Origin of the sequence: Actinacidiphila sp. bgisy160 (genome assembly GCF_965342435.1) — a bacterium.
GTDB lineage: Bacteria > Actinomycetota > Actinomycetes > Streptomycetales > Streptomycetaceae > Actinacidiphila.
In genome coordinates, this window is record NZ_CBDRCM010000058.1 from 1 (window position 1) to 23,702 (window position 23,702).

Annotated in this window: 17 protein-coding genes and 1 pseudogene; 13 read left to right on the forward strand and 5 right to left on the reverse strand. The window is 71.8% G+C overall.

The features are described 5' to 3' along the window. Positions 1-339 precede the first annotated feature (339 nt). On the forward strand, positions 340-891 hold the full coding sequence (locus ACRWNP_RS31055; RefSeq protein ID WP_431967254.1) for a beta-class carbonic anhydrase: 552 nt from the start codon (positions 340-342) through the stop codon (positions 889-891). 222 nt (positions 892-1,113) lie between these two features. After that, entirely contained in the window at positions 1,114-1,971 is an 858-nt protein-coding gene (locus ACRWNP_RS31060; RefSeq protein WP_431967256.1) for an acyl-CoA dehydrogenase family protein, read from the forward strand. Here ACRWNP_RS31060 and ACRWNP_RS31065 read toward each other — a convergent pair. Continuing rightward, positions 1,929-2,618: a GntR family transcriptional regulator gene (locus ACRWNP_RS31065; RefSeq protein ID WP_431967258.1), complete on the reverse strand. Its 690-nt coding sequence runs from the start codon at positions 2,616-2,618 to the stop codon at positions 1,929-1,931. The two genes, ACRWNP_RS31060 and ACRWNP_RS31065, sit on opposite strands and share 43 nt — an antisense overlap. 317 nt (positions 2,619-2,935) lie before the next feature. Between ACRWNP_RS31065 and ACRWNP_RS31070 the strand changes: the two genes are divergently transcribed. The 8 genes and pseudogenes from ACRWNP_RS31070 to ACRWNP_RS31105 all read left to right on the forward strand — a co-directional run bounded on the left by ACRWNP_RS31070 (position 2,936) and on the right by ACRWNP_RS31105 (position 13,238). Continuing rightward, positions 2,936-3,391 (forward strand): NAD(P)H-dependent oxidoreductase subunit E, encoded by a 456-nt coding sequence (locus ACRWNP_RS31070; protein WP_431967260.1) that lies wholly within the window; start codon positions 2,936-2,938, stop codon positions 3,389-3,391. Further along, complete coding sequence (locus ACRWNP_RS31075; RefSeq protein ID WP_431967301.1) at positions 3,391-5,004, forward strand: formate dehydrogenase beta subunit; 1,614 nt, start codon at positions 3,391-3,393, stop codon at positions 5,002-5,004. The genes ACRWNP_RS31070 and ACRWNP_RS31075 overlap by 1 nt, the downstream gene beginning before the upstream one ends. Beyond that, positions 5,001-7,829 (forward strand): formate dehydrogenase subunit alpha, encoded by a 2,829-nt coding sequence (fdhF, locus tag ACRWNP_RS31080; protein ID WP_431967262.1) that lies wholly within the window; start codon positions 5,001-5,003, stop codon positions 7,827-7,829. Before ACRWNP_RS31075 ends, fdhF begins: the two co-directional genes overlap by 4 nt. A gap of 1 nt (position 7,830) precedes the next feature. Beyond that, positions 7,831-8,043 (forward strand): formate dehydrogenase subunit delta, encoded by a 213-nt coding sequence (locus ACRWNP_RS31085; protein ID WP_431967264.1) that lies wholly within the window; start codon positions 7,831-7,833, stop codon positions 8,041-8,043. Positions 8,044-8,404: 361 nt separating this feature from the next. After that, the gene (locus ACRWNP_RS31090) at positions 8,405-8,608 is read left to right on the forward strand and encodes a cold-shock protein (RefSeq protein WP_319137404.1); all 204 of its coding nucleotides are present in this window, start codon (positions 8,405-8,407) and stop codon (positions 8,606-8,608) included. A gap of 87 nt (positions 8,609-8,695) precedes the next feature. Then, complete coding sequence (locus ACRWNP_RS31095) at positions 8,696-10,345, forward strand: DEAD/DEAH box helicase (RefSeq protein WP_431967303.1); 1,650 nt, start codon at positions 8,696-8,698, stop codon at positions 10,343-10,345. A 65-nt stretch (positions 10,346-10,410) separates the two neighbouring features. Further along, positions 10,411-11,043, forward strand: a pseudogene (locus ACRWNP_RS31100) (PadR family transcriptional regulator); the annotation flags it as partial. A gap of 776 nt (positions 11,044-11,819) precedes the next feature. Further along, positions 11,820-13,238: an OFA family MFS transporter gene (locus ACRWNP_RS31105; protein WP_431967266.1), complete on the forward strand. Its 1,419-nt coding sequence runs from the start codon at positions 11,820-11,822 to the stop codon at positions 13,236-13,238. A gap of 260 nt (positions 13,239-13,498) precedes the next feature. Here ACRWNP_RS31105 and ACRWNP_RS31110 read toward each other — a convergent pair whose 3' ends face one another. The 3 genes from ACRWNP_RS31110 to ACRWNP_RS31120 all read right to left on the reverse strand — a co-directional run bounded on the left by ACRWNP_RS31110 (position 13,499) and on the right by ACRWNP_RS31120 (position 17,416). After that, complete coding sequence (locus ACRWNP_RS31110) at positions 13,499-14,194, reverse strand: GntR family transcriptional regulator (RefSeq protein WP_431967268.1); 696 nt, start codon at positions 14,192-14,194, stop codon at positions 13,499-13,501. Positions 14,195-14,392: 198 nt separating this feature from the next. Continuing rightward, complete coding sequence (gene pntB, locus ACRWNP_RS31115; protein WP_431967270.1) at positions 14,393-15,865, reverse strand: Re/Si-specific NAD(P)(+) transhydrogenase subunit beta; 1,473 nt, start codon at positions 15,863-15,865, stop codon at positions 14,393-14,395. Between the two features lie 6 nt (positions 15,866-15,871). Next, positions 15,872-17,416 carry a Re/Si-specific NAD(P)(+) transhydrogenase subunit alpha gene (locus tag ACRWNP_RS31120; RefSeq protein WP_431967272.1) on the reverse strand — a complete coding sequence of 515 codons (1,545 nt, stop codon included), beginning with the start codon at positions 17,414-17,416 and terminating at the stop codon, positions 15,872-15,874. A gap of 327 nt (positions 17,417-17,743) precedes the next feature. Here ACRWNP_RS31120 and ACRWNP_RS31125 point away from each other — a divergent pair, with 327 nt between their 5' ends. Then, on the forward strand, positions 17,744-18,757 hold the full coding sequence (locus ACRWNP_RS31125) for a 2-dehydropantoate 2-reductase (protein ID WP_431967274.1): 1,014 nt from the start codon (positions 17,744-17,746) through the stop codon (positions 18,755-18,757). 338 nt (positions 18,758-19,095) lie between these two features. Continuing rightward, positions 19,096-20,028 (forward strand): LysR family transcriptional regulator, encoded by a 933-nt coding sequence (locus ACRWNP_RS31130; protein ID WP_431967276.1) that lies wholly within the window; start codon positions 19,096-19,098, stop codon positions 20,026-20,028. Here the strand turns inward: ACRWNP_RS31130 and ACRWNP_RS31135 are convergent. Next, entirely contained in the window at positions 20,021-21,640 is a 1,620-nt protein-coding gene (locus ACRWNP_RS31135; protein WP_431967278.1) for a FadD7 family fatty acid--CoA ligase, read from the reverse strand. The genes ACRWNP_RS31130 and ACRWNP_RS31135 overlap by 8 nt on opposite strands. Positions 21,641-21,898: 258 nt before the next feature. On the opposite strand from ACRWNP_RS31135, the gene oxc reads away from it, so the two are divergent. Continuing rightward, positions 21,899-23,650, forward strand: a complete 1,752-nt coding sequence (oxc, locus tag ACRWNP_RS31140; RefSeq protein WP_431967280.1) for an oxalyl-CoA decarboxylase — start codon at positions 21,899-21,901, stop codon at positions 23,648-23,650. The last annotated feature ends 52 nt before the right edge of the window (positions 23,651-23,702 follow it).

Consider the following 23,702-nt stretch of genomic DNA (forward strand, 5'->3'; position numbering starts at 1 on the left):
CATCGGCGAAGATGAGTTGCCGGAGCTCAAGGCACAGGGAGTGATCTGACCATGACCGCGGACCACGCGCACCGCCCCGCCGGCGGCGACACGACCCGGCGGTGCGACCCGCCCCCGTACGGGTGGCGCACGGAGCGTGGCCCCTCGGCGCGGCGGCCCCTGCCGCCGTACCGGGGCCGCTGCTCGCTGCGGTCGGGCCTGCGTTGATTCACCCCGTCTATCGACCGTCGGGAGGACGCGGGAGCGGCAGGAGCCGCCGTGGTCCGCCCCGGACCGGCCGCTCGCGTGGATGATCGGAGCACGCGGACGACCGCACCAGCAAAGGAGCGCACCGGAGTCATGTCGACGTCAACGTACGGTTCCGCACCGCCCGGCGGCAGCGTCCCGGGCGGGGAGAAGGTCATCGACCGCCTCGTGGAGTCCAACCGCAAGTACGCCGCAGATTTCACCGATCCGGGCATGGGCGCCCGGCCGGTGCTCCAGGTGGCGGTGGTGGCCTGCATGGACGCCCGGATCGACCTGCACGCCGCCCTCGGCCTGGAACTGGGCGACTGCCACACCATTCGCAACGCCGGCGGCGTGGTCACCGATGACACCATCCGGTCGCTGACCATCAGCCAGCGCGCCCTGGGGACCCGCAGCGTGATACTGATCCACCACACCGGCTGCGGTCTGCAGACCCTCACCGAGGACTTCCGGCACGAGCTGGAGATGGAGGTCGGCCAGCGCCCCGCGTGGGCGGTGGAGGCCTTCCAGGACGTCGACCAGGACGTCCGGCAGTCGATGCAGCGGGTGCGCACGTCCCCCTTCCTGCCCCACACCGACGACGTCCGGGGATTTGTCTTCGACGTCACGACGGGGCTGCTGCGGGAGATCGACCCGCGAACCTGAGCCACCCGGGGCACCCCTGCCCCGTCGAGGACCTGCGCGCGGACCGGCGGACGGCAACCTGCCGGGAGACGCGAAACGGCTGCTCCCGGCGGCTGGTCCGCGCGCACGCCGGCGGGGCGGCCGGCGACCACGTACCCGCGTGCCCGGCCGCCCCGTCCGTCGCCGTGCCTGTTTCCGCTGCCCTGATGGCAGATCAGCAACCGTTCCCGAGGGGGTCACCTCGTGTCGTACCGCAACGCCTTCTCCCGTGTTCTGAGCGACGTCATCGCGCCCGGCGCCGAGCGGACCGGCAGGGAGGGAAGGTTTCCGCGCGGCGCGGTGATCGCCCTGGGAGAGGCGGGGCTGCTCGGGCTGACCGTCTCCGCCGACCTGGGCGGCGGTGGCCGGGGTCCGGCCGAGGCGGCCGAGGTCGTCGCGCGGATCGCCGGCACCTGCCCGGTGACCGCGGCCGTGCTGCAGTCCCACTACGCGGCGGTCGCCGTCATCGAGGCGTGCGGCAGCGCCTGGCTGCGCGGCGAGACGGCTGCCGGACGCCATCTCAGCAGCCTCGCCCTGGCGGACGCCGCGGACGCCGCGGACGCCGCGGACGCCGCGGACGCCGCGGACGCCGCGGACGCCGCGGACGGCGCCGCAGGCGCGACCGCGACCGCGACGCGCTCCGGTGAGGTGGTCGCGCTGCGCGCCCGCAAGCGCGAGGTGGTCGCGGCGGGGGAGGCCGACAGCTATGTCTGGTCGTCGCTGCCGCTCAGCGCCGCGGACGGGCTGACCCTGTGGCTGGTGCCCGCCCACGCGCCCGACCTGTTCGTCCCGGCCCGGCCGGACGGGGGAGGGCCGCACGGCAGCGCCACCTCGACGGTCCTCGCCGATCCGGTCCTCGTCCCCGCCGACGCGATGCTCGGCGAGGACGGCGCGGGGCACGACATCGTGCTGCGCACCGTGCTGCCGTGGCTGCTCGAACTGCGCGACGCCATGGGCGCCGCGGGCGTCCACCCGTCGGTCGAGGCCGCGGAGGCGGCCTCGTCGGTGGGCGGGGCGGCTCAGCTCAGCGCCGTCGCCCCCGCCGCGACCGCCTTGCGGTAGTCGCCGGTGCGTTCGGTGTGCTTGCGCATGATCTCGCCGGCGCGGTCGGCGTCGCCCTTGGCGATGGCCTTGATGAGCTGGGCGTGCTCGTTCCAGGCGTCCTTGCCGCGTGGCTTGGCGATGGGGGTGTAGTACCACCGCACCTTCCGGCTCACCTGCGAGATCAGTTCGGCCAGCACGGCGTTCGCGGCCATGGACGTGATGAAGGAGTGCAGGGCCGTGTTGGCCGTGACCAGGCGCTCCACGTCGCCGGTGGCGAGCGTTTCGACGCCTTCCCGCTGCAGTTCCCAGAGGTGTTCGACGTCCTCGGGCTTGGCGTTCTCGGCGGCGAGCCGGGCCGAGTACGTCTCCAGCACCGAGCGGACGCCGAGCAGTTGGGCGGCCTCCTCCTCGGTGGGGGAGTGCACGAAGGCGCCCTGGGCGGGGCGCAGGTCGACCCAGCCGTCGGTCTGCAGGCGCTGCAGGGCCTCGCGCACCGGCTGGCGGGAGACCCCTAGGTGCTCGGCGAGCTCGGCCTCGACCAGGTGCTGGCCCGGTGTGAGGGACCCGCTGATGATCAGCTCGATCAGGGCGTCGTACACGGCCTGGCGCAGTGGTGCCGGGCGGGCGACCCGCCGGGTCGCCGCGGCCGTCAGGGCCTCGCGCATGGTTCCCCCGTTCTGCCACCGAGCCTGTGGGCCGACGGCTTCGGACTGGTGGCCGCCGTGAGGGTCGCCGGCGGCGGGAACGCCCAGTATACAGGTTTTGGTATGCAACATGCCTTCGGCTGCGGCAAGCCGCCCGCGGATGCCGGTACTTGGGGAAAGTCTTGGCGTAGGATTCTGTATGCAGAAGTTTGTATGCGGTATCGTCGCCCGTGTACTGCCGGCCCCGTCGGGAAGGCGAAGCGGCTCTGTGACGATCCCGCGCCGGACTCCCTGACCTGGCGAAGGCGGAGTGGTCAATGACGATCGGCGGGAGTGACATGACGGTCGAAGACGTGGTCCGGACGGTTGTGGCTGATCACCGGGACCAGCGCGGTGCGCTGCTGCCGGTACTGCACGCCCTGCAGGCCGAGTTGGGCTGCGTGCCCGAAGAGGCGATACCGGCGCTCGCCGACGAGTTCAACCTCTCCAGGGCGGACGTCCACGGAGTGGTGACCTTCTACCACGACTTCCGCCGGGAGCCGGCGGGACGGACCACGGTGCGCATCTGCCGCGCCGAGGCGTGCCAGGCCCTCGGGTCCGACGCGCTGGTGGGCTACGCGCGGGAGGCGGGACTGGCCGTGGGGGAGACGACCCCGGACGGTTCGGTCACCGTCGAGCAGGTCTTCTGCCTCGGCAACTGCGCCCTGGGGCCCGCGGTCGAGGTCGACGGCCGGTTGTACGGACGAGTGGGCACGGCCCGGTTGGGCTCCATCCTCAAGGGGACTGCCGCATGATGAGGGAATCTTCCGACTCCACGGTGACCGTCTACGTCCCGCGGGACTCGGCGGCCAGATCGGTCGGTGCGGACGAGGTGGCGGACGCGCTGCGGCGCGCCGCGGCGGAGCGGGGGGCACCCGTCGAGGTGGTGCGCAACGGCTCCCGCGGCATGCTGTGGCTGGAGCCGCTGGTCGAGGTGGTCACCCCGGCCGGCCGCGTCGGGTACGGGCCGGTGGCCCCCTCGGACGTCGAGGGACTGCTGGCCGCGGGCATGCTCGAGGGTGCCGACCACCGGCTGCGCCTCGGCGTCGTCGACGAACTTCCCTGGCTGGCCCGCCAGACGCGGGTCACCTTCTCCCGGGTCGGGGTGACCGACCCCCTCTCGCCCGAGGACTACCTGCGCCACGGCGGCCTCGCCGGACTGCGCACGGCGCTGGGCATGACCCCCGCCGACGTCGTCACCGAGGTCACCGACTCCGGCCTGCGCGGCCGCGGCGGCGCCGGCTTCCCGGCCGGCATCAAGTGGAAGACCGTCCTGGACTGCGCCGACGAACTCAAGTTCGTCTGCTGCAACGCCGACGAGGGCGACAGCGGCACCTTCGCAGACCGCATGGTCATGGAGGGCGACCCCTTCATGCTCATCGAGGGCATGACGATCGCCGCGCACGCCGTCGGCGCGCGCGAGGGCTACCTCTACATCCGCTCCGAGTACCCCGACGCGGTGGCCACGATGCACGCGGCGATCGGCATCGCACGCGAGCGGGGGTGGCTCGGCGAGGGCATCCTCGGCTCCCCGCTCGACTTCGAGTTGCACGTCCGTGTCGGCGCCGGGGCGTACATCTGCGGCGAGGAGACCTCCATGCTGGAGAGCCTGGAGGGCAAGCGCGGCACCGTCCGCGCCAAGCCGCCGATCCCCGCGATCGAGGGCCTGTTCGGCAAGCCGACGGTCGTCAACAACGTCCTCACGCTCGCCACGGTGCCGGTCATCCTCGCCGAGGGCGCGAAGGCGTACCGGGAACTCGGCGTGGAACGCTCGCGCGGCACCCAGGTGTTCCAGCTCGGCGGCAACATCGCCCGCGGCGGGATCGTGGAGACCGCCTTCGGCGTGACGCTGCGCGAACTGGTCGAGGAGTACGGCGGTGGCACCTTCTCCGGGCGGCCGGTTCGCACGGTGCAGGTCGGCGGGCCGCTCGGCGCCTACCTGCCGACCTCGATGTTCGACCTGCCGATGGACTACGAGGCGTTCGCCGAGGCGGGCGCCATGCTTGGCCACGGCGGCGTCGTCGTGTTCGACGAGAGCGTCGACATGGCCGCCCAGGCCCGGTTCGCGATGGAGTTCTGCGCCGTGGAGTCCTGCGGCAAGTGCACACCCTGCCGGGTGGGATCGGTCCGCGGCGTCGAGACGATCGACAAGATCGTGGCCGGTCAGCAGCGCGACGAGAACCTGGCCCTGCTCGAGGACCTGTGCGAGTTGATGACCGACGGCTCCCTGTGCGCGATGGGCGGGCTCACGCCGATGCCCGTGCGCAGCGCCATCGCGCACTTCCCCGACGACTTCCTCGCCCGCGACCCCGGCCGGGCGATCCCCCGCACGCACGCCCATGGAGGCAGGACGGAGGGCACGGCATGACGCTCCTCAAGGAACCCGACTTCGGCACACCGGAGCGACCCGGACCGGCGACGGTCTCGGTGGAAGTGGACGGGATGCCGGTGACCGTGCCCGAGGGCACGTCGGTGATGCGTGCCGCGTCGCTCGCCGGCATCGACATTCCCAAGCTCTGCGCCACCGACAGCCTGGAGCCGTTCGGCTCCTGCCGGCTGTGCGTGGTGGAGATCGACGGACGGCGGGGCACCCCCGCGTCCTGCACCACACCCGTGGCGGACGGGATGAAGGTGAGCACCCAGACCCCGAAGGTGGCCAAGCTCCGCCAGGGCGTCATGGAGCTCTACATCTCCGACCACCCGCTGGACTGCCTCACCTGCCCGGCCAACGGCGACTGCGAGCTGCAGGACATGGCCGGCGCGGTCGGGCTGCGGCAGGTCCGCTACGGCTACGAGGGCGAGAACCACCTCGACGCCGGGAAGGACACCTCCAACCCCTACTTCGACTTCGACGCGTCCAAGTGCATCGTCTGCTCGCGCTGCGTCCGCGCCTGCGGCGAGGTCCAGGGCACCTTCGCGCTGACCATCGAGGGCCGCGGCTTCGACTCCAAGGTCTCGCCCGGGGCCGGCGAGTCCTTCATGGACTCCGAGTGCGTCTCCTGCGGCGCCTGCGTGCAGGCCTGCCCGACCTCGACGCTGCAGGAGAAGTCGGTGGTCGAGCTCGGCATGCCGACCCGCTCGGTGGTCACCACCTGCGCGTACTGCGGTGTCGGCTGCTCCTTCAAGGCCGAGCTGCGCGGCGACGAGCTGGTGCGGATGGTGCCGTACAAGGACGGCGGTGCCAACGAGGGCCACTCCTGCGTCAAGGGCCGCTTCGCCTTCGGCTACGCGACCCACCCCGACCGGGTGCTGAGGCCCATGGTGCGCGAGAAGATCACCGACCCGTGGCGCGAGGTCGAGTGGGACGAGGCGATCGGCACGGTCGCCCGCCGGATGCGCGAACTCCAGCAGACCTACGGGCCGGGTGCGATCGGCGCCATCACCTCCTCGCGGTGCACCAACGAAGAGGTGTACGTCGTCCAGAAGATGGTGCGCGCCGCCTTCGGCAACAACAACGTCGACACCTGCGCCCGGGTCTGCCACTCCCCGACGGGGTACGGGCTCAAGCAGACCTTCGGCGAGTCGGCCGGCACGCAGGACTTCCGGTCCGTGTCCGAGGCCGACGTCATCATGGTGATCGGGGCCAACCCCACCGACGGGCACCCGGTGTTCGCCTCGCGGATGAAGCGCCGGCTGCGCGAGGGCGCCAAGCTCATCGTCGTCGACCCGCGCCGCATCGACCTGGTGCGCTCCCCGCACATCCAGGCCGAGCACCACCTGCAGCTGCGGCCCGGCACCAACGTCGCCGTCGTCAACGCCATGGCGCACGTGGTGGTCACCGAGGGGCTGGTCGACCGGGCCTTCGTGGACGAGCGCTGCGAGGACTTCGACGAGTGGGCGCAGTTCATCGCCCGGCCGGAGAACAGCCCTGAGGTCACGGAGGAGCTCACCGGCGTGCCGGCCGCGGAACTGCGCGCGGCGGCACGGCTGTACGCCCAGGCCCCGAACGGCGCCATCTACTACGGGCTCGGCGTCACCGAGCACAGCCAGGGCTCCACCATGGTGATGGGCATGGCCAACCTCGCGATGGCCTGCGGCAACATCGGCCGCGACGGCGTCGGGGTGAACCCGCTGCGCGGTCAGAACAACGTCCAGGGCTCCTGCGACATGGGCTCGTTCCCGCACGAGCTGCCCGGCTACCGGCACGTCTCCGACGACGCCGTGCGCACCGTCTTCGAGAACCTGTGGGGCGGCACGCTTCTCGCCGAGCCCGGGCTGCGCATCCCGAACATGTTCGACGCGGCCATCGACGGGACTTTCCGCGGCCTGTTCGTGCACGGCGAGGACATCGCCCAGTCCGACCCCAACCTGGGGCACGTCACCGCCGCGCTCGAGGCCATGGAACTGGTCGTCGTGCAGGACCTGTTCCTCAACGAGACGGCGAAGTTCGCGCACGTCTTCCTGCCGGGCGCGTCCTTCCTCGAGAAGGACGGCACCTTCACCAACGCCGAGCGCCGCATCAACCGGGTGCGCGCGGTGATGAAGCCGAAGACCGGCAAGCACGAGTGGCAGATCGTCTCCGAGATCGCCACCGCCATGGGCCACCCCATGGCCTACGACCACCCCGGTCAGATCATGGACGAGATCGCCCAGGTCACACCGACCTTCACCGGTGTCTCCTTCCAGCTGCTCGACAAGCTGGGCAGCGTCCAGTGGCCGTGCAACGAGCAGGCCCCCGAGGGCACGCCCATCATGCACGTGGACGAGTTCGTGCGGGGCAAGGGCAAGTTCGTGGTCACCACCTTCGTGCCGACCGCCGAGCGCAGCACCCGGCGCTTCCCGCTGATCCTGACCACGGGACGGATCCTCAGCCAGTACAACGTCGGGGCGCAGACCCGCCGTACCGCCAACGTCGCCTGGCACCCGGAGGACGTGCTGGAGCTGCACCCCCACGATGCCGAGGTCCGCGGCATCGTGGACGGCGACAGGGTGACCCTGGCGAGCCGGGTGGGGGAGACGACGCTGAAGGCCGAGATCTCCGACCGGATGCCGCCCGGAGTCGTGTACACCACGTTCCACCACCCGGTGACCGGGGCCAACGTGGTGACCACGGAGAACTCCGACTGGGCGACCAACTGCCCGGAGTACAAGGTGACCGCGGTGCAGGTGGGGCTCGCCCGTCCGCGGCGGGCCGCGGACGGGGAACACGACCGCGGCCAGGAACGGGACGCCTTGCTGACGGTGGTGGACTGAGATGGCCGAAGCGATCCCGGCGGAGCGCCGGATGGCGAACGACATCGCGGCCAACCTCGTCCATCTGCCCGGAGACCGGGCGGCGGAGGCCGTCGCGGGGCACATCGGCAGGTTCTGGGACCCGCGCATGCGCACCCGGTTGTTCGCCTACGTCGACTCCGGTGCGGAAGGTCTGGACCCCCTCGTGGTCGAGGCGGTGAAACTGCTGCGCTGACGACGACGCGGAATCCCGGCCGGTCCAGGCCGGCCGGGGTCCGGAACACCGGGGAAGCACGGGGAGGCGCCCTGTCGTCGGAGTACGGCGGCGTGCCGGGCCTTCGTGACACCGGCGGGTGAGCGTTTCACGCTGCCCTTGAACACGTTGCGACCGGCGGCTCACCCTGCCCGTCCCCGTCCCCGTCCCCGTCCGGCCCCCGGGTCGGCGGGCCGCGGGCGGTCTGTGTTAGGGTGACAGGGATGCAGTTGTGGTACCCATAAAAACTATGTGCGCCTGACGGAATTCTTCTCCCGCAGGCGCATTATTTGTTCTCCGGACATTCCCCGGATGGGCCCTCTGCCTACAGAAGGAGAATGTCATGGCACAGGGAACCGTTAAGTGGTTCAACGCCGAAAAGGGTTTCGGCTTCATCGAGCAGGACGGCGGCGGCCCCGACGTCTTCGCCCACTACTCGAACATCGCCACCCAGGGCTTCCGTGAGCTCCTGGAGGGCCAGCGGGTGACCTTCGACGTCACGCAGGGCCAGAAGGGCCCGCAGGCGGAGAACATCGTCCCCGCCTGATCGCCGGACGCGTACCCGCTCACCGGGGTCCGCACCATCGTGGTGCGGACCCCGGTTTGCGCTGCTCCAGGAAGGCAAATGAACCGCATGTCCCGCAGGCCCCAGAAACCGAATCGGCGCGCGTCGTCGTCCGCCCCCTCCGCATCGCCGCCGAGGGAATTCCGGCTGCCGGAGAGCATGACACCCGCACTTCCCCCCGTCGACGAGTTCGCCGCTCTCGACATGCCCGCGGGTCTGCTGAAGACCCTCACCGCGCAGGGCGTGACCACCCCCTTCCCCATCCAGGCCGCGACGCTGCCCAACTCGCTCGCCGGCCGCGACCTGCTGGGCCGGGGCCGCACCGGCTCTGGCAAGACCCTCGCCTTCGGACTGGCACTGCTGGCCCGTACGGCGGGTCTGCGCGCGGAGCCCAAGGCGCCCCTCGCGCTCGTGCTGGTGCCCACCCGTGAGCTCGCCCAGCAGGTGACGGACGCGCTGACCCCGTACGCGACGGCGGTGAACCTCCGCATGGCCACCGTGGTCGGCGGACTGTCGATGGCCAAGCAGGCCGCCACGCTGCGGCGCGGCGTCGAGGTGCTGGTGGCCACCCCCGGCCGGCTCAACGACCTGGTGGAACACGGCGACTGCCTGCTCGGCAGCGTGGGCATCACGGTGCTGGACGAGGCCGACCAGATGACCGACATGGGCTTCCTGCCGCAGATCACCAGGCTGATCGAGCGCGTGCGGCCCGACGGGCAGCGGATGCTCTTCTCGGCCACCCTGGACGGCAACATCGACCGCCTGGTGCAGCGGTTCCTGACCGACCCCGTGGTGCACTCCGTGGACCCGTCCGCGGGGGCGGTGACCACCATGGAGCACCATGTGCTCCACGTCCTGGACGAGACCGACAAGAAGGCCGTCACCACGCGCATCGCGGCACGTGACGGCCGGGTCATCCTCTTCCTGGACACCAAGCGGTCCGCCGACCGGCTCGCCAAGCGGCTGCTGGCCGTCGGTGTCCGCGCCGCGGCACTGCACGGAGGGCGGTCCCAGCCGCAGCGCAACCGGACCCTGGAGCAGTTCAAGAACGGCCAGGTGACGGCGCTGGTCGCCACGAACGTCGCCGCCCGCGGCATACACATCGACGACCTCGACCTCGTCGTGAACGTCGATCCCCCCACCGACCACAAGGACTACCTCCACCGCGGCGGCCGCACGGCCCGCGCCGGCGGCTCCGGCAGGGTGGTCACGCTGGTCCTGCCCGACCAGAAACGGGACGTCACCCGGCTCATGTCGGACGCGGGCGTCCGTCCCCGCACGGCCCGCATCCAGTCGGGTGCCGCGGAGCTGACCACCATCACCGGCGCCCGTGAGCCGTCGGGCATCGCCGTCACCATCGAGCTGCCCCAGCCGCCGGTCACGCCGAGGACGCCCGAGAACGGCGGGCGGCCCGCTCGCCGGCGCCGCGGTGGCGGCAACGGCGGGGCCGCGACGGCGACGGGCACCGCCGCCGGAACCGGTGGCCGGGGTCCGGACCGCCGGGCCGCTGCCGGGACGGCGGCGACCGGTGGCGCCCGCCGCGCGGGTTCGCGCGGGGCGGCGAATGGCGCGGGCGGTATGGGCGGCCGGGGATCCGACCGCCGGGGCGCGGCCGGTGCCGCCACCGGCAATGGTTCCGGTGCGGGGACCCGCGGCGGCGGACGGCGGCCGGCGGCCGGCACCGAGGGCCGCGGCGGCCGCCGCAACTCCGCGGGCTGACCGGACAGGGGGACGGGCGCGGGCCGCGTGCGGGGCCCTGCGCCGGTCCGCCTAACCTGGACGGCATGTCAGCGATCCGTCTCCTCGTCCTGGGCGCGGTCCGCCAGCACGGGCGGGCCCACGGCTACCAGGTGCGCAACGACCTGGAGTACTGGGGCGCGCACGAGTGGTCCAACGCCAAGCCCGGCTCGATCTACCACGCCCTGAAGCAGATGGCGAAGCAGGGACTGCTGCACGCCCACGAGGTCGCCCCGTCGACGGCCGGCGGCCCGCCCCGCACCGAGTACGAGATCACGGACGAGGGGACCGAGGAGTTCCGGCGCCTGCTGCACGAGTCGCTGGTGGCCTACGACCAGAAGATGGACCTCCTGTCCGCGGCCATCGGTTTCATCGTCGATCTGCGCCGGGACGAGGCGCTGGAGCTGCTTCGGGAGCGGATCCGCAGGATCGGCGAGTGGCGGACCGCCGTCACCGAGCACTACATCCCGGAGGACGGCCCGGGTCGGCTCGGCCACATCGGCGAGATCATGAACCTCTGGGTGCACACGGCCGACTCCGACGCCGCATGGACCCGGGGGCTCATCGAGCGGATCGAGGGCGGCGCGTACACCTTCGCGGGGGAGGGCGAGCCGTTCGTCGGCGTTCTCGCGCAGGGCGAGGAGAACCCGTACGCGACGGGGGAACCCCGTCCCGGCGACACCCACTGCTGGCTGGGCACGGCGGTCCAGTGGAACCCGATGTCCCGGACCGCGACGGCGGTACGCGACCTGTTCGGCGGCCCCGGTGGCGAGCCCGGTCATGTCTGGGCCGCCGTGGCCTGGCCACTGGCCCTGCTGGCGGTGTTCCTCCCGCTGGCGGTACGGCGGTTCGGGCGCCTGAGCGCTTAGCGGTGGCGGTCGCGGGACGGCCGGGCGGACTCGAGCCGTCCCCTGCCGTCCCGCGCGAGGTCGCCGGCTTCCTTACCGGCCCTTTACCCACGCTCGGCCCTGCTCGCCGCGCGAAGGCAACGGGTGCCGCAGGCAACCATTCGGCGGGCGGTGGAGGTTACTTCGCTGACCAGGCAGAACGCTCCCTGGAGCAAGTCGAGTTCGCCGTCCGGACGGGCGTGGAGCGGGTGCGACCGGTTGGTAATGCACTGGTCAATCTTCCCGTCGTCCCCTGGACACCTCGATTTGCAGATCCATACCGTATGCAATCTCCAGTATGGAGAATCGCGCCGACCAGCTGAGTGTTCGCCTCGACATCCCTGAGCACGGCCGAATCGTCGTGTCCGAGGGACGTACCACCGTGTCACCCGCCTGCGCGCTGTCACGGTCCGGGTTGCCGCCCTGGACCCCCAGTCGCCCGGACGACGTACCACCGGGCCCGGCCATGCCGGGCCGAGCCGCAGGGATGGTCCCGCTCCACCCCTCCGCATGAAGAGAAAGGCCCAGGGGGCGCACGCCAGGTTCTTTTCACGCAAGGGAAGGCACCGATGTCAGCAACACCGCATGTGGCTCCCGGGCAGTACCGGCAAGTCACCGACGCGAACGGCCGCGTATACAGGGTCGGGGAGACCGACCGCTCCCTCCTCGGGAGGCCCCGGGCCTGGATGGTCTGGCTCCCCTGGATCTCGATGATGGGCGTCAGCGTCTACGAGTACGGCTACAGCTCCGCCGAGGCGGTGCTCGAGCACGCCCATGGATGGACCCTCACCGAGACGTTCTGGATCGCCAGCATCTGGGCGGTCTTCCAGGCGGGCGTCGCGTTCCCCGCGGGACGTCTGCGGGAGACCGGGGTCCTGCCGGCCAGGACGGCGATGCTCGCCGGAGCGGCCTTCTCCGGTCTGGGCTTCCTGGCTCTCTCGCACTTCGGGAACCCCTATCTGGTGATGGCCGGTTACTCGGTGCTGGGCGGCACGGGCGCCGGCCTGGTCTACGCGACCTGCATCAACATGGTCGGCAAGTGGTACCCCGACAACAAAGGCGCCCGCACCGGGTTCGTGAACGGCGGCTTCGCCTACGGAACCCTCCCGCTCATCTTCGTCTTCAACTACTGGTTCCACCCCGGCAACTTCCGGCTGGTCCTCGACCTGATCGCGCTGGGCATGGTGCTGATCGTCGCCGTCTGCGGCATGTTCTTCCGCGACCCGCCGAAGAGCTGGTGGCCGCACGACGTCGACCCGCTGAACCGGGGCGTGACCGAGGACGCGAGGCGGGTCGCCAAGCGACTGGCCAAGAACCCGCCCGCCAAGGGCCAGTTCACCCCGATGGAGGCGATCAGGACGGGGCAGCTCCCGCTGATGTGGTTCGCCCTGGTCTGCATCGGCGGCGTGTCGCTCTTCGGCATCAACTTCCAGGTCCCGTTCGCCAAGAGCCTGGGCTTCGGCCCGCTGGTCGCGGCCTCCTCGGCGGGTGTGCTCGCGGTGGTCAACGGCGTCGGCCGGGCCATCGTGGGCTGGCTGTCGGACTACCTGGGCCGGCGTCAGACGCTGGTCCTGGTCCTGGTGGTGGCGGGCCTGGCGCAGTTCGGCGTGCTGTGGTCGGGCCAGGCGCACAACGAGCCCCTGTTCCTGATCTTCGCGTTCCTCAACGGTTTCGGCGGAGGGGCGTTCTACCCACTGTTCGCCGCGCTCACGCCGGACTACTTCGGCGAGAACAACAATGCGCAGAACTACGGCCTGGTCTACAGCGCCAAGCTGGTCGGCGGTGTCGGCGGCGGTGGTCTGGCCGCCGGGGTGGTCGCCGCCTGGGGCTACACCGGCGCCTACACCCTGGCCGGGGGCATCGCCTTCCTCTCCGCGCTGATCACGCTGTTCCTGCGGCAGCCCGGCGCCCCCCGCCGCGGCGGCGACGGGAGCCCCGTGGCCCAGGTGGGCGGCCTCACCGCCTCCCCCGCGGAGGCGACCACCTGACGGCTGCGGTACCGGGGCCCCGCGAGGAGCCCCCATCGATCGTGCGCGGGCGATGAGGCCCGGCCCGGGGCGGCGGCAGTTCCGGACCGGGTGCCCGCGTCACGAGGCGGGGCCGGTCGGTGGGGTGCGCCCCCTGCTCCGCCCGGCCCCGCCCGCGTTCCCCCTGCCGCTTCTCCTCCCTGTTCCTCCCGCTCCCTCCCCCTCGACGACGGTCCGGGTGCCCGTGCACCCGGACCGTCGGGCATTCCCCGCGGCGGGGCTCAGGCCCTCCCGGCGTCGACGGCTGCGGCGATCTGTCTGCAGTAGAAGTCGGTGGTGTTCCGGGTGTGGCGGCGCATCAGTTCCTCGGAACGGTCCGCGTCGCCCAGGGCGATGGCCTCGATGATGGTGGCGTGCTCGTTCCAGGCGTCCTGGCCCCGGGGCCGGGCGATGGGCATGTAGTACCAGCGCACCCGGCGGTCGACCTGGAGGATCAGCTCGGCAAGGACGTGGTTGCGGGACAGTTCGGTGATGAAGCCGTGCAGCGCGGCGTTGGCCTCGACGATCCCGCGGGCGTCGTCCGCCGCCAGGGCGGTGATGCCCGCGTCCTGCAGTTCCCACAGCCGGACCACGTCCGCGTCCGTGGCGTGCAGCGCGGCGCCGTGCGCGGAGTGGGTCTCCAGCACGGCGCGGACACTGAGGAGCTGGGTGGCCTCCTCCTGCGTCGGGGCGTGGACGAAGGCGCCCTGCGCCGGGCGCAGGTCGACCCAGCCGTCGGTCTGCAGGCGTTGCAGCGCCTCGCGCACCGGCTGGCGGCTGACACCGAGGTGGTCGGCGAGTTCGGCCTCGACCAGGTGCTGGCCCGATCTGAGGGTGCCGTTGACGATCAGTTCGATCAGGGCCTCGTAGACGGCCTGGCGCAGCGGAGCCGGCCGGGTGACCCGGACGACGGTGGCCGCGGTACGTGTCTCGCGCATGAGCACCCCTGTCGGCTGAGTTCTTTGCACAGTGCCAAGAATACAGATTTTGGTATGCAATTCAGTCGCGAGGTTGAACAAGGCTTTGCCGGAAATCGGCCGTCGGCGTGCGGAGGCCCACGGCGGTCGCCGGCGCACAGCGGGCGGGGCGGGGGAAGCACGCGACCCCCGCCCCGCCCGCCATGGGCGTAATGCCCGTCAGGCCGGTGCGGGCTGCTGGTCGGTGCGCAGGCCCCGGGATGCCGCGGAACCGGGATCCGGCGTGCTCAGCGCGCGCAGAATGGCGTCCACGCTCTCCTTGGCGTCGCCGAAGAGCATGCTGCTGTTCTCGCGGAAGAACAGCGGGTTCTGCACCCCCGCGTACCCCGAGGACATGGAGCGCTTGAAGACGACGACGTTCTCCGCCTCCCACACCCGCAGCACCGGCATGCCGGCGATGGGGCTGGCCGGGTCCTCCTCCGCCGCCGGGTTGACGGTGTCGTTGGCGCCGATGACGAGCACCACCGTGGTGTCGCCGAAGTCGTCGTTGATCTCGTCCATCTCCAGCACGACGTCGTACGGCACCCTGGCCTCGGCCAGCAGCACGTTCATGTGCCCGGGCAGCCGGCCGGCCACCGGGTGGACGCCGAAGCGGACCTGTACCCCGCGTCGCCGCAGTGCCTGGGTCAGCTCCGCCACCGGGTGCTGCGCCTGGGCCACCGCCATGCCGTAGCCGGGGGTGATGATCACCGACGTGGCGTTCTCCAGCAGTTCGGCCGTCTCCTCCGCGGTGGTCTCACGGTGCTCGCCCTGTTCGACGTCGCCGCCCGTCGGCGCCGGGGCGCCGAAGCCCCCGGCGATCACCGAGAGGAAGGACCGGTTCATCGCCTTGCACATGATGTACGACAGGTAGGCGCCGGAGGAGCCGACGAGCGCACCCGTGACGATGAGCAGATTGTTGTCGAGCAGGAAGCCCGCCGCGGCGGCGGCCCAGCCCGAGTAGCTGTTGAGCATCGAGACGACGACCGGCATGTCACCGCCGCCGATCGAGACGACCAGGTGCCAGCCGAGTGCGAGTGCCAGGGCGGTGACGGCGATCATGAGCCCGAGGTTCGGGCTCACCGTGAACCACACCGTCAGGGCCACGAAGGCGGCGAGCGCCCCGAGGTTGAGGGCGTTCTTGCCGGGCAGCGTCAGCGGACGGGACTTGATCCGCGCCGACAGCTTCAGGAAGGCGACGATGGAGCCGGTGAAGGTGACCGCGCCGATGAAGATGCCGATGAACACCTCCGCGTGGTGGATGCCGAGCAGGTCGCCGGCGACCCGGGTCTGCGCGGCGCCGTCCGCCTCCACCTCGTAGTAGCTGTTCCAGCCGACCAGCACCGCGGCGAGGCCCACGAGGCTGTGCAGGACGGCGATGAGTTCCGGCATCCGGGTCATCTCGACCCGGCGCGCCCGCCACAGGCCGACGGCGCCGCCGACGGCCGTGGCGACGACGATCAGCCCGACGGCGCTGCCCGGGATGTCCCGTGCCGCGGCGACGACGGTGGCGATCAGCGCCAGCGCCATGCCGCCGATGCCGTACGCCACTCCGGCGCGGGAGGTGCGGTGTTGCGAGAGTCCGGCCAGGCTGAAGATGAACAGCAGCGCGGCGACGATGTCGGCGGCCTGGGCGGCCGTGGTTGTGTTCATCGATCCTCAGCCCTTCGAGAACATGCCGAGCATGCGGCGGGTGACGGCGAATCCTCCGAAGATGTTCACGGTGGTCAACATGATCGCCACGACCGACATCACGGTGACGGCCGGTCCGGCGTGGCCTATCTGCAGCAGTGCCCCGACCACCACGATCCCCGAGATTGCGTTGGTGACCGACATCAGCGGTGTGTGCAGGGCGTGGTGGACCTTTCCGATCACGTAGTAACCGATGACCACGGCCAGCGCGAACACCGTGAAGTTGCCCACGAGCTGGGCGGGGGAGAAGGCGATCACAAGGAACATGGCAAGCATGCCGAGCGCGATCAGACCGTAGCGCGCGGCGGGCGACAGACGTGGCTCCTTGGGCCGCGGTGCGGCCGCCACCGGCGCCGGGGCCTGCCCGGCGGGCGCCGCCGACACCTGGACGGGCGGTGGCGGCCAGGTCTTCTCGCCCTCCCGCACCACCGTGACGGACCGCTGCACGATGTCGTCGAAGTCGAGCGTCAGCCGCCCGTCCTTGCCGGGCGTCAGCAGCTTGAGCAGGTTGACGAGATTGGTCCCGTACAACTGCGACGCCTGGGCCGGCAGCCGGCCCGCCAGGTCGGTGTAGCCGATGATCGTCACGTCGTTGCCGGTGACGATCGCCTTCCCGCTGACCGTCCCCTCGACGTTGCCGCCCTGCGCCGCGGCCATGTCGACGATGACGCTGCCGGGCTTCATCGACGCCACGTCGGCCGCCGTGATCAGCCGGGGGGCGGGGCGGCCGGGGATCAGCGCGGTGGTGATGATGATGTCGACGTCCGCGGCCTGCTCGCTGTAGATCTCGGCCGCACGCCGGTCGTACTCCTCGGAGGTCGCCTTGGCGTAGCCGTCGCCGCTCGCCTCCTGTTCCACCTCGACGGCGAGGAACTCCCCGCCCAGGGAACGGACCTGGTCGGCGACCTCGGCCCGTGGGTCGGTGGCCCGGACCACCGCGCCGAGGCTGCCGGCCGCGCCGATCGCGGCGAGACCCGCCACTCCCGCGCCGGCCACCAGGACCTTGGCCGGGGGCACCTTGCCCGCCGCGGTGACCTGTCCGGTGAAGAAGCGCCCGAAGACGTGGGCCGCCTCGATCACCGCCCGGTACCCGGCGATGTTCGCCATCGAGCTGAGCACGTCCATCGACTGGGCCCGCGAGATGCGCGGGACGGCGTCCAGCGCCAGGACCGTGATCGGCCGTGCCGACAGTTCCTCGACGAGGCCGGGGTTGTGGGCCGGAGCGATCAGCCCGATGAGGGTCGCTCCGTCGCGCAGTTTCTCGATCTCCTCGTGCGAGGGGGCGTTGACCTTGAGGACCACGTCCGCCTGCCAGGCTTCGCCGACCCGCGCGCCCGCTTGGGCGTAGGCCTCGTCGGAGAAGCCGGAGGCGGCACCGGCCCCCGGTTCCACGACGACCTCGTAGCCGAGGCCGATGAGCCGGCGGACGCTGTCCGGTGTGACCGCCACTCGCGTCTCCCCGGCGGTGGACTCGGTGACGACACCGATCTGCTGAGGGGGTGAATCCGACATCGCTCTCCTTTTCCGTCGCTTCTGACCGACGTCACGGCTCGTCAGCCGAGCCGTCGTCCGCACTGCGTGTTCCCCGGCCCTGTGGCGCGGCCGTGCGCGCCCGGGACCGCGTGTGTGCGGCGAAGCGTTCCCCTGCTTCGTGCTCGGTCAACCTGTCCGGAGCGTGTGTGACCCGGTTCATGGCCCAGCGGGGCGCCGGGGACTGGATGCGGCGTGAGCCGGGACCCCGCCCGGTTCCGGGCGCCCGACTTCGTGTGAGGGGACTGTACATCCCAAGAGGGTACTGCATACAGTATCCACTCCCCCTTCGAATGGAGAGGAGTCGCCGTGAAAATCGCAGTCCTCGGAGCCGGTGCGATCGGCGCTTACGTGGGCGCGGCACTGCACCGTGGTGGCGCCGACGTCCACCTGATCGCCCGGGGTGAGCATCTTCAGGCGATACGCGCCCACGGAGTCCGGGTGAACAGCCCGCGCGGTGACTTCGTGGCCAAGCCCCACGCCACGGACGACCCGGAGGAGATCGGCCCCGTCGACTACGTCTTCCTGGGCCTGAAGGCACATTCCTACGCCACCTCCGGACCGCTGATCTCCCCGCTCCTCGGTGACAGGACCGCGGTGGTGGCCGGTCAGAACGGCATCCCCTGGTGGTACTTCCACGAGCTCGCCGGCCCCTACGAGGGGCGGCGGATCGAGGCGGTCGACCCCGGCGGCGCCACCAGCGCGGTGCTGGCGCCGGAACGCGCCATCGGCTGCGTCGTCTACCCCGCGACGGTCATCGAGGCCCCCGGCGTCATCCGGCACCTGGAGGGCACCCGGTTCTCCATCGGCGAGCCGGGCGGCGCGATCTCCGACCGGTGCTCGGAGCTGAGCGAGGCCATGATCGCCGGCGGCCTCAAGTGCCCGGTGGAGCCGAACCTGCGCGACGACATCTGGATCAAGCTGATGGGCAACGTCGCCTTCAACCCGATCAGCGCCCTCACCAGGGCGACGATGGTCGACATCTGCAAGCACCCGCACACCCGGCGGCTGGTCACCCAACTCATGGAGGAGACACTGGACATCGCGGCCAGGGTCGGCAGCACCCCCGACATCTCGATCGAGAAGCGGCTTCGGGGCGCCGAGGGGGTGGGACACCACAAGACCTCGATGCTCCAGGACCTCGAGGCCGGCAAGCAGCTGGAACTCGACGCCATCGTGACGGCCGTCGTGGAGATGGCCGACATCTCCGGGGCGGACGCCCCCAACCTGCGGGCGGTCCACGCCGCGACCGACCTGCTGGCGCGCGGCGTCACCGCGGCCCGGGACGACAGCGCCACCGCGCGGAGACCGGTCCCCGCCTGACCCGTCCCCCGCTCGTCACCCACCCGCTCCCGGGACACCCCGGGATCGCCGGCCCACCGCCGGACGAACCGCCGCAACACCTCCGGAGCCCGGCCCGTCGCGGCGACGGGACCGGGCCCCGGGGCAGGAGCCCGCACCGCATGCGCGGGCACGCACGAACGAGGGCCGCGATCCGGCTCGGTAGGCTCTGCCCGGTCACACCGCAACCGGCTCGTCCGCCGTCGGCCGCCCCTGGGACGTTCTCACCCCGGGGAGCTTCGACCGCCGGCACGGACGGTGTGGCGACTCCAGCGGGACGTGCCGGCGCGACCGCGGCCACAGGCAGAAAGGAGTCGTTCATGCTGTTCCGTCAGCTGGAGTACTTCGTGGCGGTCGCCAGGGAGCGGCACTTCGCCCGGGCGGCGGAGTCCTGCTACGTGTCGCAGCCCGCGCTCTCGGCGGCGATAGCCAAGCTCGAGCGGGAGCTGAACGTCACGCTGATCAACCGCGGGCACAACTACCAGGGCCTCACGCCCGAGGGCGAACGGCTGGTGGTCTGGGCCAAGCGGATCCTCGCCGAGCAGGAAGCCTTCAAGGCCGAGGTCGCCGCCGTCCAGTCGGGCATCACCGGCACACTGCGGCTGGGCACCGAACCCACCGCGTCCACCACCCTGGTCCTGCCCGTCGCCGCGTTCTGCGCGGCCCATCCGCTGGCCAAGGTCCAGGTCCGCTCCCGGCTGTCGACCACCGAGCTCCACCGCCAGCTCCTCGCGTTCGAGCTGGACGCCGCCATCGCGCACTTCGCCCCGCACGACCGGGAGAACCTGCAGGTGATGCCGCTGTACGAGGAGCGGTACATGCTGCTCGCCTCCAGCGACCAGCTGCTGCCGCAGACCGACACCATGAAGTGGGCGGACGCTGCCACGATGCCGCTCGCCCTGCTGACTCCCGACATGAGGATCCGCCAGGTCATCGACGACGCGTTCGCCGAGAGCGGGGTCGTGGTGACCCCGCAGGTCGAGACGGACTCGGTGGCCGCCCTCTACGCCAGCGTCGGCGCCGGCGCGTGCGCCAGCATCGTCCCGCACACCTGGCTGCGCGCGATGCCGCCGCTCGGCCGGATGCGCGCCGTCCGCCTGGTCGAGCCGGACGCCAGGGCCAAGGTCTCGGTCGCGATCCACGCCGCGACCCCGGGTTCGGTCGCGGCGCGGGCGTTCATGAACGCCGCGGCCGGGCTGTCGCTGGACGAGTTCTTCGACGAGCCGCTGCCGGCGGAGCACCGCGTCAGGTGAGCCCGGGCCACACGGGGTCCCGCGCGTACAGCAGGTCCACCGCCGCCCGGTCCAGCCCTCCCTTCGCCGTGTGCGGGAGCGAGGCGACGATGCGGATGCGGTCGGGGACCTCGAAGGAGGCCAGACGGCCGCGGCAGTACCGAAGCACCTCCTCGGCCCCTGGCGCCTCGGCCCCGGACAGCACCACGGCGGCACCGACCCGCTGCCCGTACGTCGCGTCGGGCACGGCGAACACGGCGGCCTCGGCCACCCCCGGACACCCGGCGAGCACGTCCTCGACGTGCTCGGGCACCACCTTCTCGCCCCCGCGGACGATGAGGTTCTTCAGCCGCCCGGTGAGGAACAGGTCGCCGTCCTCGCCGAGCACGCCCAGGTCGCCGGTGCGGAACCAGCCGTCGGCGAAGCCGTGCGCGGTCTCGGCGGGGTTGCCCAGGTAGCCGCGGGCCACCGGGGGACCGTGCACCCACACCTCGCCCACGCCGCCGGGCGGGCACGGCTTCCCGTCCGGGTCCAGGACCCGCAGCTCCAGGCCGGCCGGCCGGCCGGCCGAACCGTGCTTGAGCGACCCGTGCCGCGGCAGCGGCTCGCTGGTCGCCTGGTGCGCGGACTCGGTCATGCCGTACGCCGACAGCAGGGGTGCGCCGAGGGCGCGTTCGAGCGCCCGCTGGGTGGCCGTGTTGAGCGGGGCGCTGCTGCTGCGCAGGAACCGCAGCGCCGGCACCCGCGGGCCCGTGAGATCCGTCGCCGCCCGCTCCAGGAGGACCTCGTGGATGGTGGGGACCGCGGTGAACCACGTGGCACCCGCCGCCCGCATGTCGTCCCAGAAGGTGTGCGCCGAGAACCGCCCGTGCGCGGGCAGCAGCACGCAGCCACCGCTCGCCAGCGTGGACAGCAGCGTGGCGAACAGCCCGTGCCCGTGGAAGAACGGCATCGCCGCGACCGTCGCGTCGCCGGGCCCCAGCTCGTACGTGGCGCAGACGCCGCGGACGGAGGCGGCCACGTTGCCGTGCGTCAGCGGGACCATCTTCGCCCGGTCGGTGGTCCCCGCGGTGAACAGCACCAGGGCGTCCTGCGCGGTGAGTTCACCGGCAGCGCCCCGCGCGGCGGCCGGCGCGCCGGCGTCCGTCGCCAGCGCGGCCATCGCCCTGCCGGCGGCGGAGAGGTCCACCCGCACCGTCCACGCCGGGACACCGCTCCCCACGGCCGGCGGCGGGGCGCCGCCCGCGGCCGGGCCCAGCAGCACGGCCCGTACCCCCAGCGCCTCCAGCCGGGCCGACATCTGCGACTCGGGCAGCGCGGGGTCCACGGGTGCGACCACAAGACCGGCCCGCGCCCCGCCCAGCAACGCCACCACGAACTCGGCGGTGTTCGCGCTGACCAGGCCCACCGCGTCCCCTGGGCACAGCCCCCCGGCGGTCAGCTGACCGGCCACCGCGTCGGCCAGCTCGTCCAGGGCGCGGTAGGAGACCTCCGCGCGGTCCGCGCCGGCGATCAGTGCCGGGGCCTGCGGACGCCCCCTGGCATGCCGGTCGAGGAGATCGGTGAGGCCCGTGACCACGGGCGGCCGGTAACGGTCGGGGTCGCGCACCGATGCAGCGGCCGGAACGGCCATGGCCGCACCTCCTCGCGCCTGGAATCTCTGATGAACCGTCCTCAGCGAGACTGCGCGGGGCGCCGGGCACGCGTCCAATACGCACTGGCGAACGGTCGATAGCGGAGGTCTATCAACCCACCTCGACGCCCCTGTGGCGTGCGTCGATAAACGCCGTTTATCGGCTGGTCGCCGATAGGTCTTGGACGCGGCGGAGCCGGCTGCCGATCGTGAGAGGAGCAGCCGCACGCATGACTTGCCCAAGGAGGACCTCGGACCATGACCGCCCCCTCACCACTGGAGACCGCGGCGAACGCCGACGCACCGGCCGAGCTCACCGACGGGTACCACCTGGTCGTCGACGCGCTCAAGATGAACGACGTCGACACCATCTACGGGGTGGTCGGCATCCCGATCACGGATCTCGCACGGCTCGCCCAGGCGCAGGGCATCCGTTACATCGGCTTCCGCCACGAGAGCAACGCGGGACACGCCGCGGCGGCGGCCGGCTACCTCACCAAGAAGCCCGGCATCTGCCTGACGGTATCGGCGCCCGGCTTCCTCAACGGACTGGTGGCGCTCGCGAACGCCACCACCAACTGCTTCCCGATGGTGCAGATCTCCGGCTCCAGTGAGCGCCACCTCGTCGACCTCAAGCAGGGCGACTACGAAGAGATGGACCAGCTCGCCGCCGCGCAGCCGTTCTGCAAGGCCGCGTACCGCATCAGCCGGGTCGAGGACATCGGCCGCGGTATCGCCCGCGCCCTGCGCACCGCGGTCTCCGGGCGCCCCGGCGGTGTCTACCTCGACATCCCCGCCGCGGTGCTCGGTTCCATCATGGACGCCGGGGAGGGCGCGAAGACGCTGAGCCGTCTCGTCGACCCGGCTCCGCGCCAGCTGCCCGCCCCGGAGGCGGTGGACCGCGCGATCGAGCTGCTGGCCGGCGCGCAGCGACCGCTGATCGTCCTGGGCAAGGGCGCCGCCTACGCCCAGGCGGACGCGCGGATCCGCGAGTTCGTCGAGTCCACCGGCATCCCCTACGTGCCGATGTCCATGGCGAAGGGCCTGCTGCCCGACGACCACCCGCAGTCCGCGGCCACCGCCCGCTCGCTGGCGCTGAAGAAGGCCGACGTGGTCATGCTGGTCGGCGCGCGCCTGAACTGGCTGCTGGGCCACGGCGAGGCGCCGCAGTGGAACCCCGACGCGAAGTTCGTCCAGGTGGACATCGAGGCGAGGGAGATGGACAGCAACCAGCCCATCGCCGCCCCGCTCGTCGGTGACATCGAGTCGGTCGTCGAGGCCCTCGTCGAGCGGACCAAGCCGGGCCGGATCGCGGCCCCCGCCGCCTGGCGCGAGGAACTGGGCGCGCGCTCGGCGCGGAACGTCGCCAAGATGGCCGAGCGGCTCAAGGCCGACCCGCACCCCATGCAGTTCATGGGCGCCCTGAAGGCGGTACGCGACGTCATCCACCGCAACCCCGACATCTACCTCGTCAACGAGGGCGCCAACGCGCTCGACATCGCGCGCAACGTGATCGACATGCACGTGCCGCGGCACCGCATCGACAGTGGCACCTGGGGCGTCATGGGCATCGGCATGGGCTACGCCATCGCCGCCGCTGTCGAGAGCGGGGCACCGGTCGTGGCCGTGGAGGGCGACAGCGCCTTCGGGTTCAGCGGGATGGAGATCGAGACGATCTGCCGCTACAAGCTGCCCGTCGTCACGGTCATCATGAACAACGGCGGCGTCTACCGCGGCGACGACGTCAACCCCTACGACGAGGCGCCGTCCCCGACGACGCTGATGTCCGCGGCCCGCCACGACATGATGTTCGAGGCGTTCGGCGGCAAGGGCTACCGCGCGACCACCCCCGCCGAGGTCACCGCCGCCCTCACCGAGGCGCTCGCCTCGGGCGGCCCTGCCCTCATCGACTGCGTGATCGACCCCTCGGCAGGCACCGAGAGCGGCCACATCTCCCACCTCAACCCCAAGGGCATCACCGTCGGCAACATCGTGCCGGCCAAGAAGTGACGTCCGCGTACGGCGATCTCCCGTACCCCGAAGCACCGTTCCCCAGCACTGC

Excerpts from the sequence above, each read along its gene's own strand:
- ACRWNP_RS31055 (WP_431967254.1), top strand. The coding sequence starts at position 340 with ATGTCGACGTCAACGTACGGTTCCGCACCGCCCGGCGGCAGCGTCCCG.
- ACRWNP_RS31065 (WP_431967258.1), bottom strand. The coding sequence starts at position 2,618 with ATGCGCGAGGCCCTGACGGCCGCGGCGACCCGGCGGGTCGCCCGCCCG.
- ACRWNP_RS31070 (WP_431967260.1), top strand. The coding sequence starts at position 2,936 with ATGACGGTCGAAGACGTGGTCCGGACGGTTGTGGCTGATCACCGGGAC.
- ACRWNP_RS31075 (WP_431967301.1), top strand. The coding sequence starts at position 3,391 with ATGAGGGAATCTTCCGACTCCACGGTGACCGTCTACGTCCCGCGGGAC.
- fdhF (WP_431967262.1), top strand. The coding sequence starts at position 5,001 with ATGACGCTCCTCAAGGAACCCGACTTCGGCACACCGGAGCGACCCGGA.
- ACRWNP_RS31085 (WP_431967264.1), top strand. The coding sequence starts at position 7,831 with ATGGCCGAAGCGATCCCGGCGGAGCGCCGGATGGCGAACGACATCGCG.
- ACRWNP_RS31090 (WP_319137404.1), top strand. The coding sequence starts at position 8,405 with ATGGCACAGGGAACCGTTAAGTGGTTCAACGCCGAAAAGGGTTTCGGC.
- ACRWNP_RS31095 (WP_431967303.1), top strand. The coding sequence starts at position 8,696 with ATGTCCCGCAGGCCCCAGAAACCGAATCGGCGCGCGTCGTCGTCCGCC.
- ACRWNP_RS31105 (WP_431967266.1), top strand. The coding sequence starts at position 11,820 with ATGTCAGCAACACCGCATGTGGCTCCCGGGCAGTACCGGCAAGTCACC.
- ACRWNP_RS31110 (WP_431967268.1), bottom strand. The coding sequence starts at position 14,194 with ATGCGCGAGACACGTACCGCGGCCACCGTCGTCCGGGTCACCCGGCCG.
- pntB (WP_431967270.1), bottom strand. The coding sequence starts at position 15,865 with ATGAACACAACCACGGCCGCCCAGGCCGCCGACATCGTCGCCGCGCTG.
- ACRWNP_RS31120 (WP_431967272.1), bottom strand. The coding sequence starts at position 17,416 with ATGTCGGATTCACCCCCTCAGCAGATCGGTGTCGTCACCGAGTCCACC.
- ACRWNP_RS31130 (WP_431967276.1), top strand. The coding sequence starts at position 19,096 with ATGCTGTTCCGTCAGCTGGAGTACTTCGTGGCGGTCGCCAGGGAGCGG.
- ACRWNP_RS31135 (WP_431967278.1), bottom strand. The coding sequence starts at position 21,640 with ATGGCCGTTCCGGCCGCTGCATCGGTGCGCGACCCCGACCGTTACCGG.
- oxc (WP_431967280.1), top strand. The coding sequence starts at position 21,899 with ATGACCGCCCCCTCACCACTGGAGACCGCGGCGAACGCCGACGCACCG.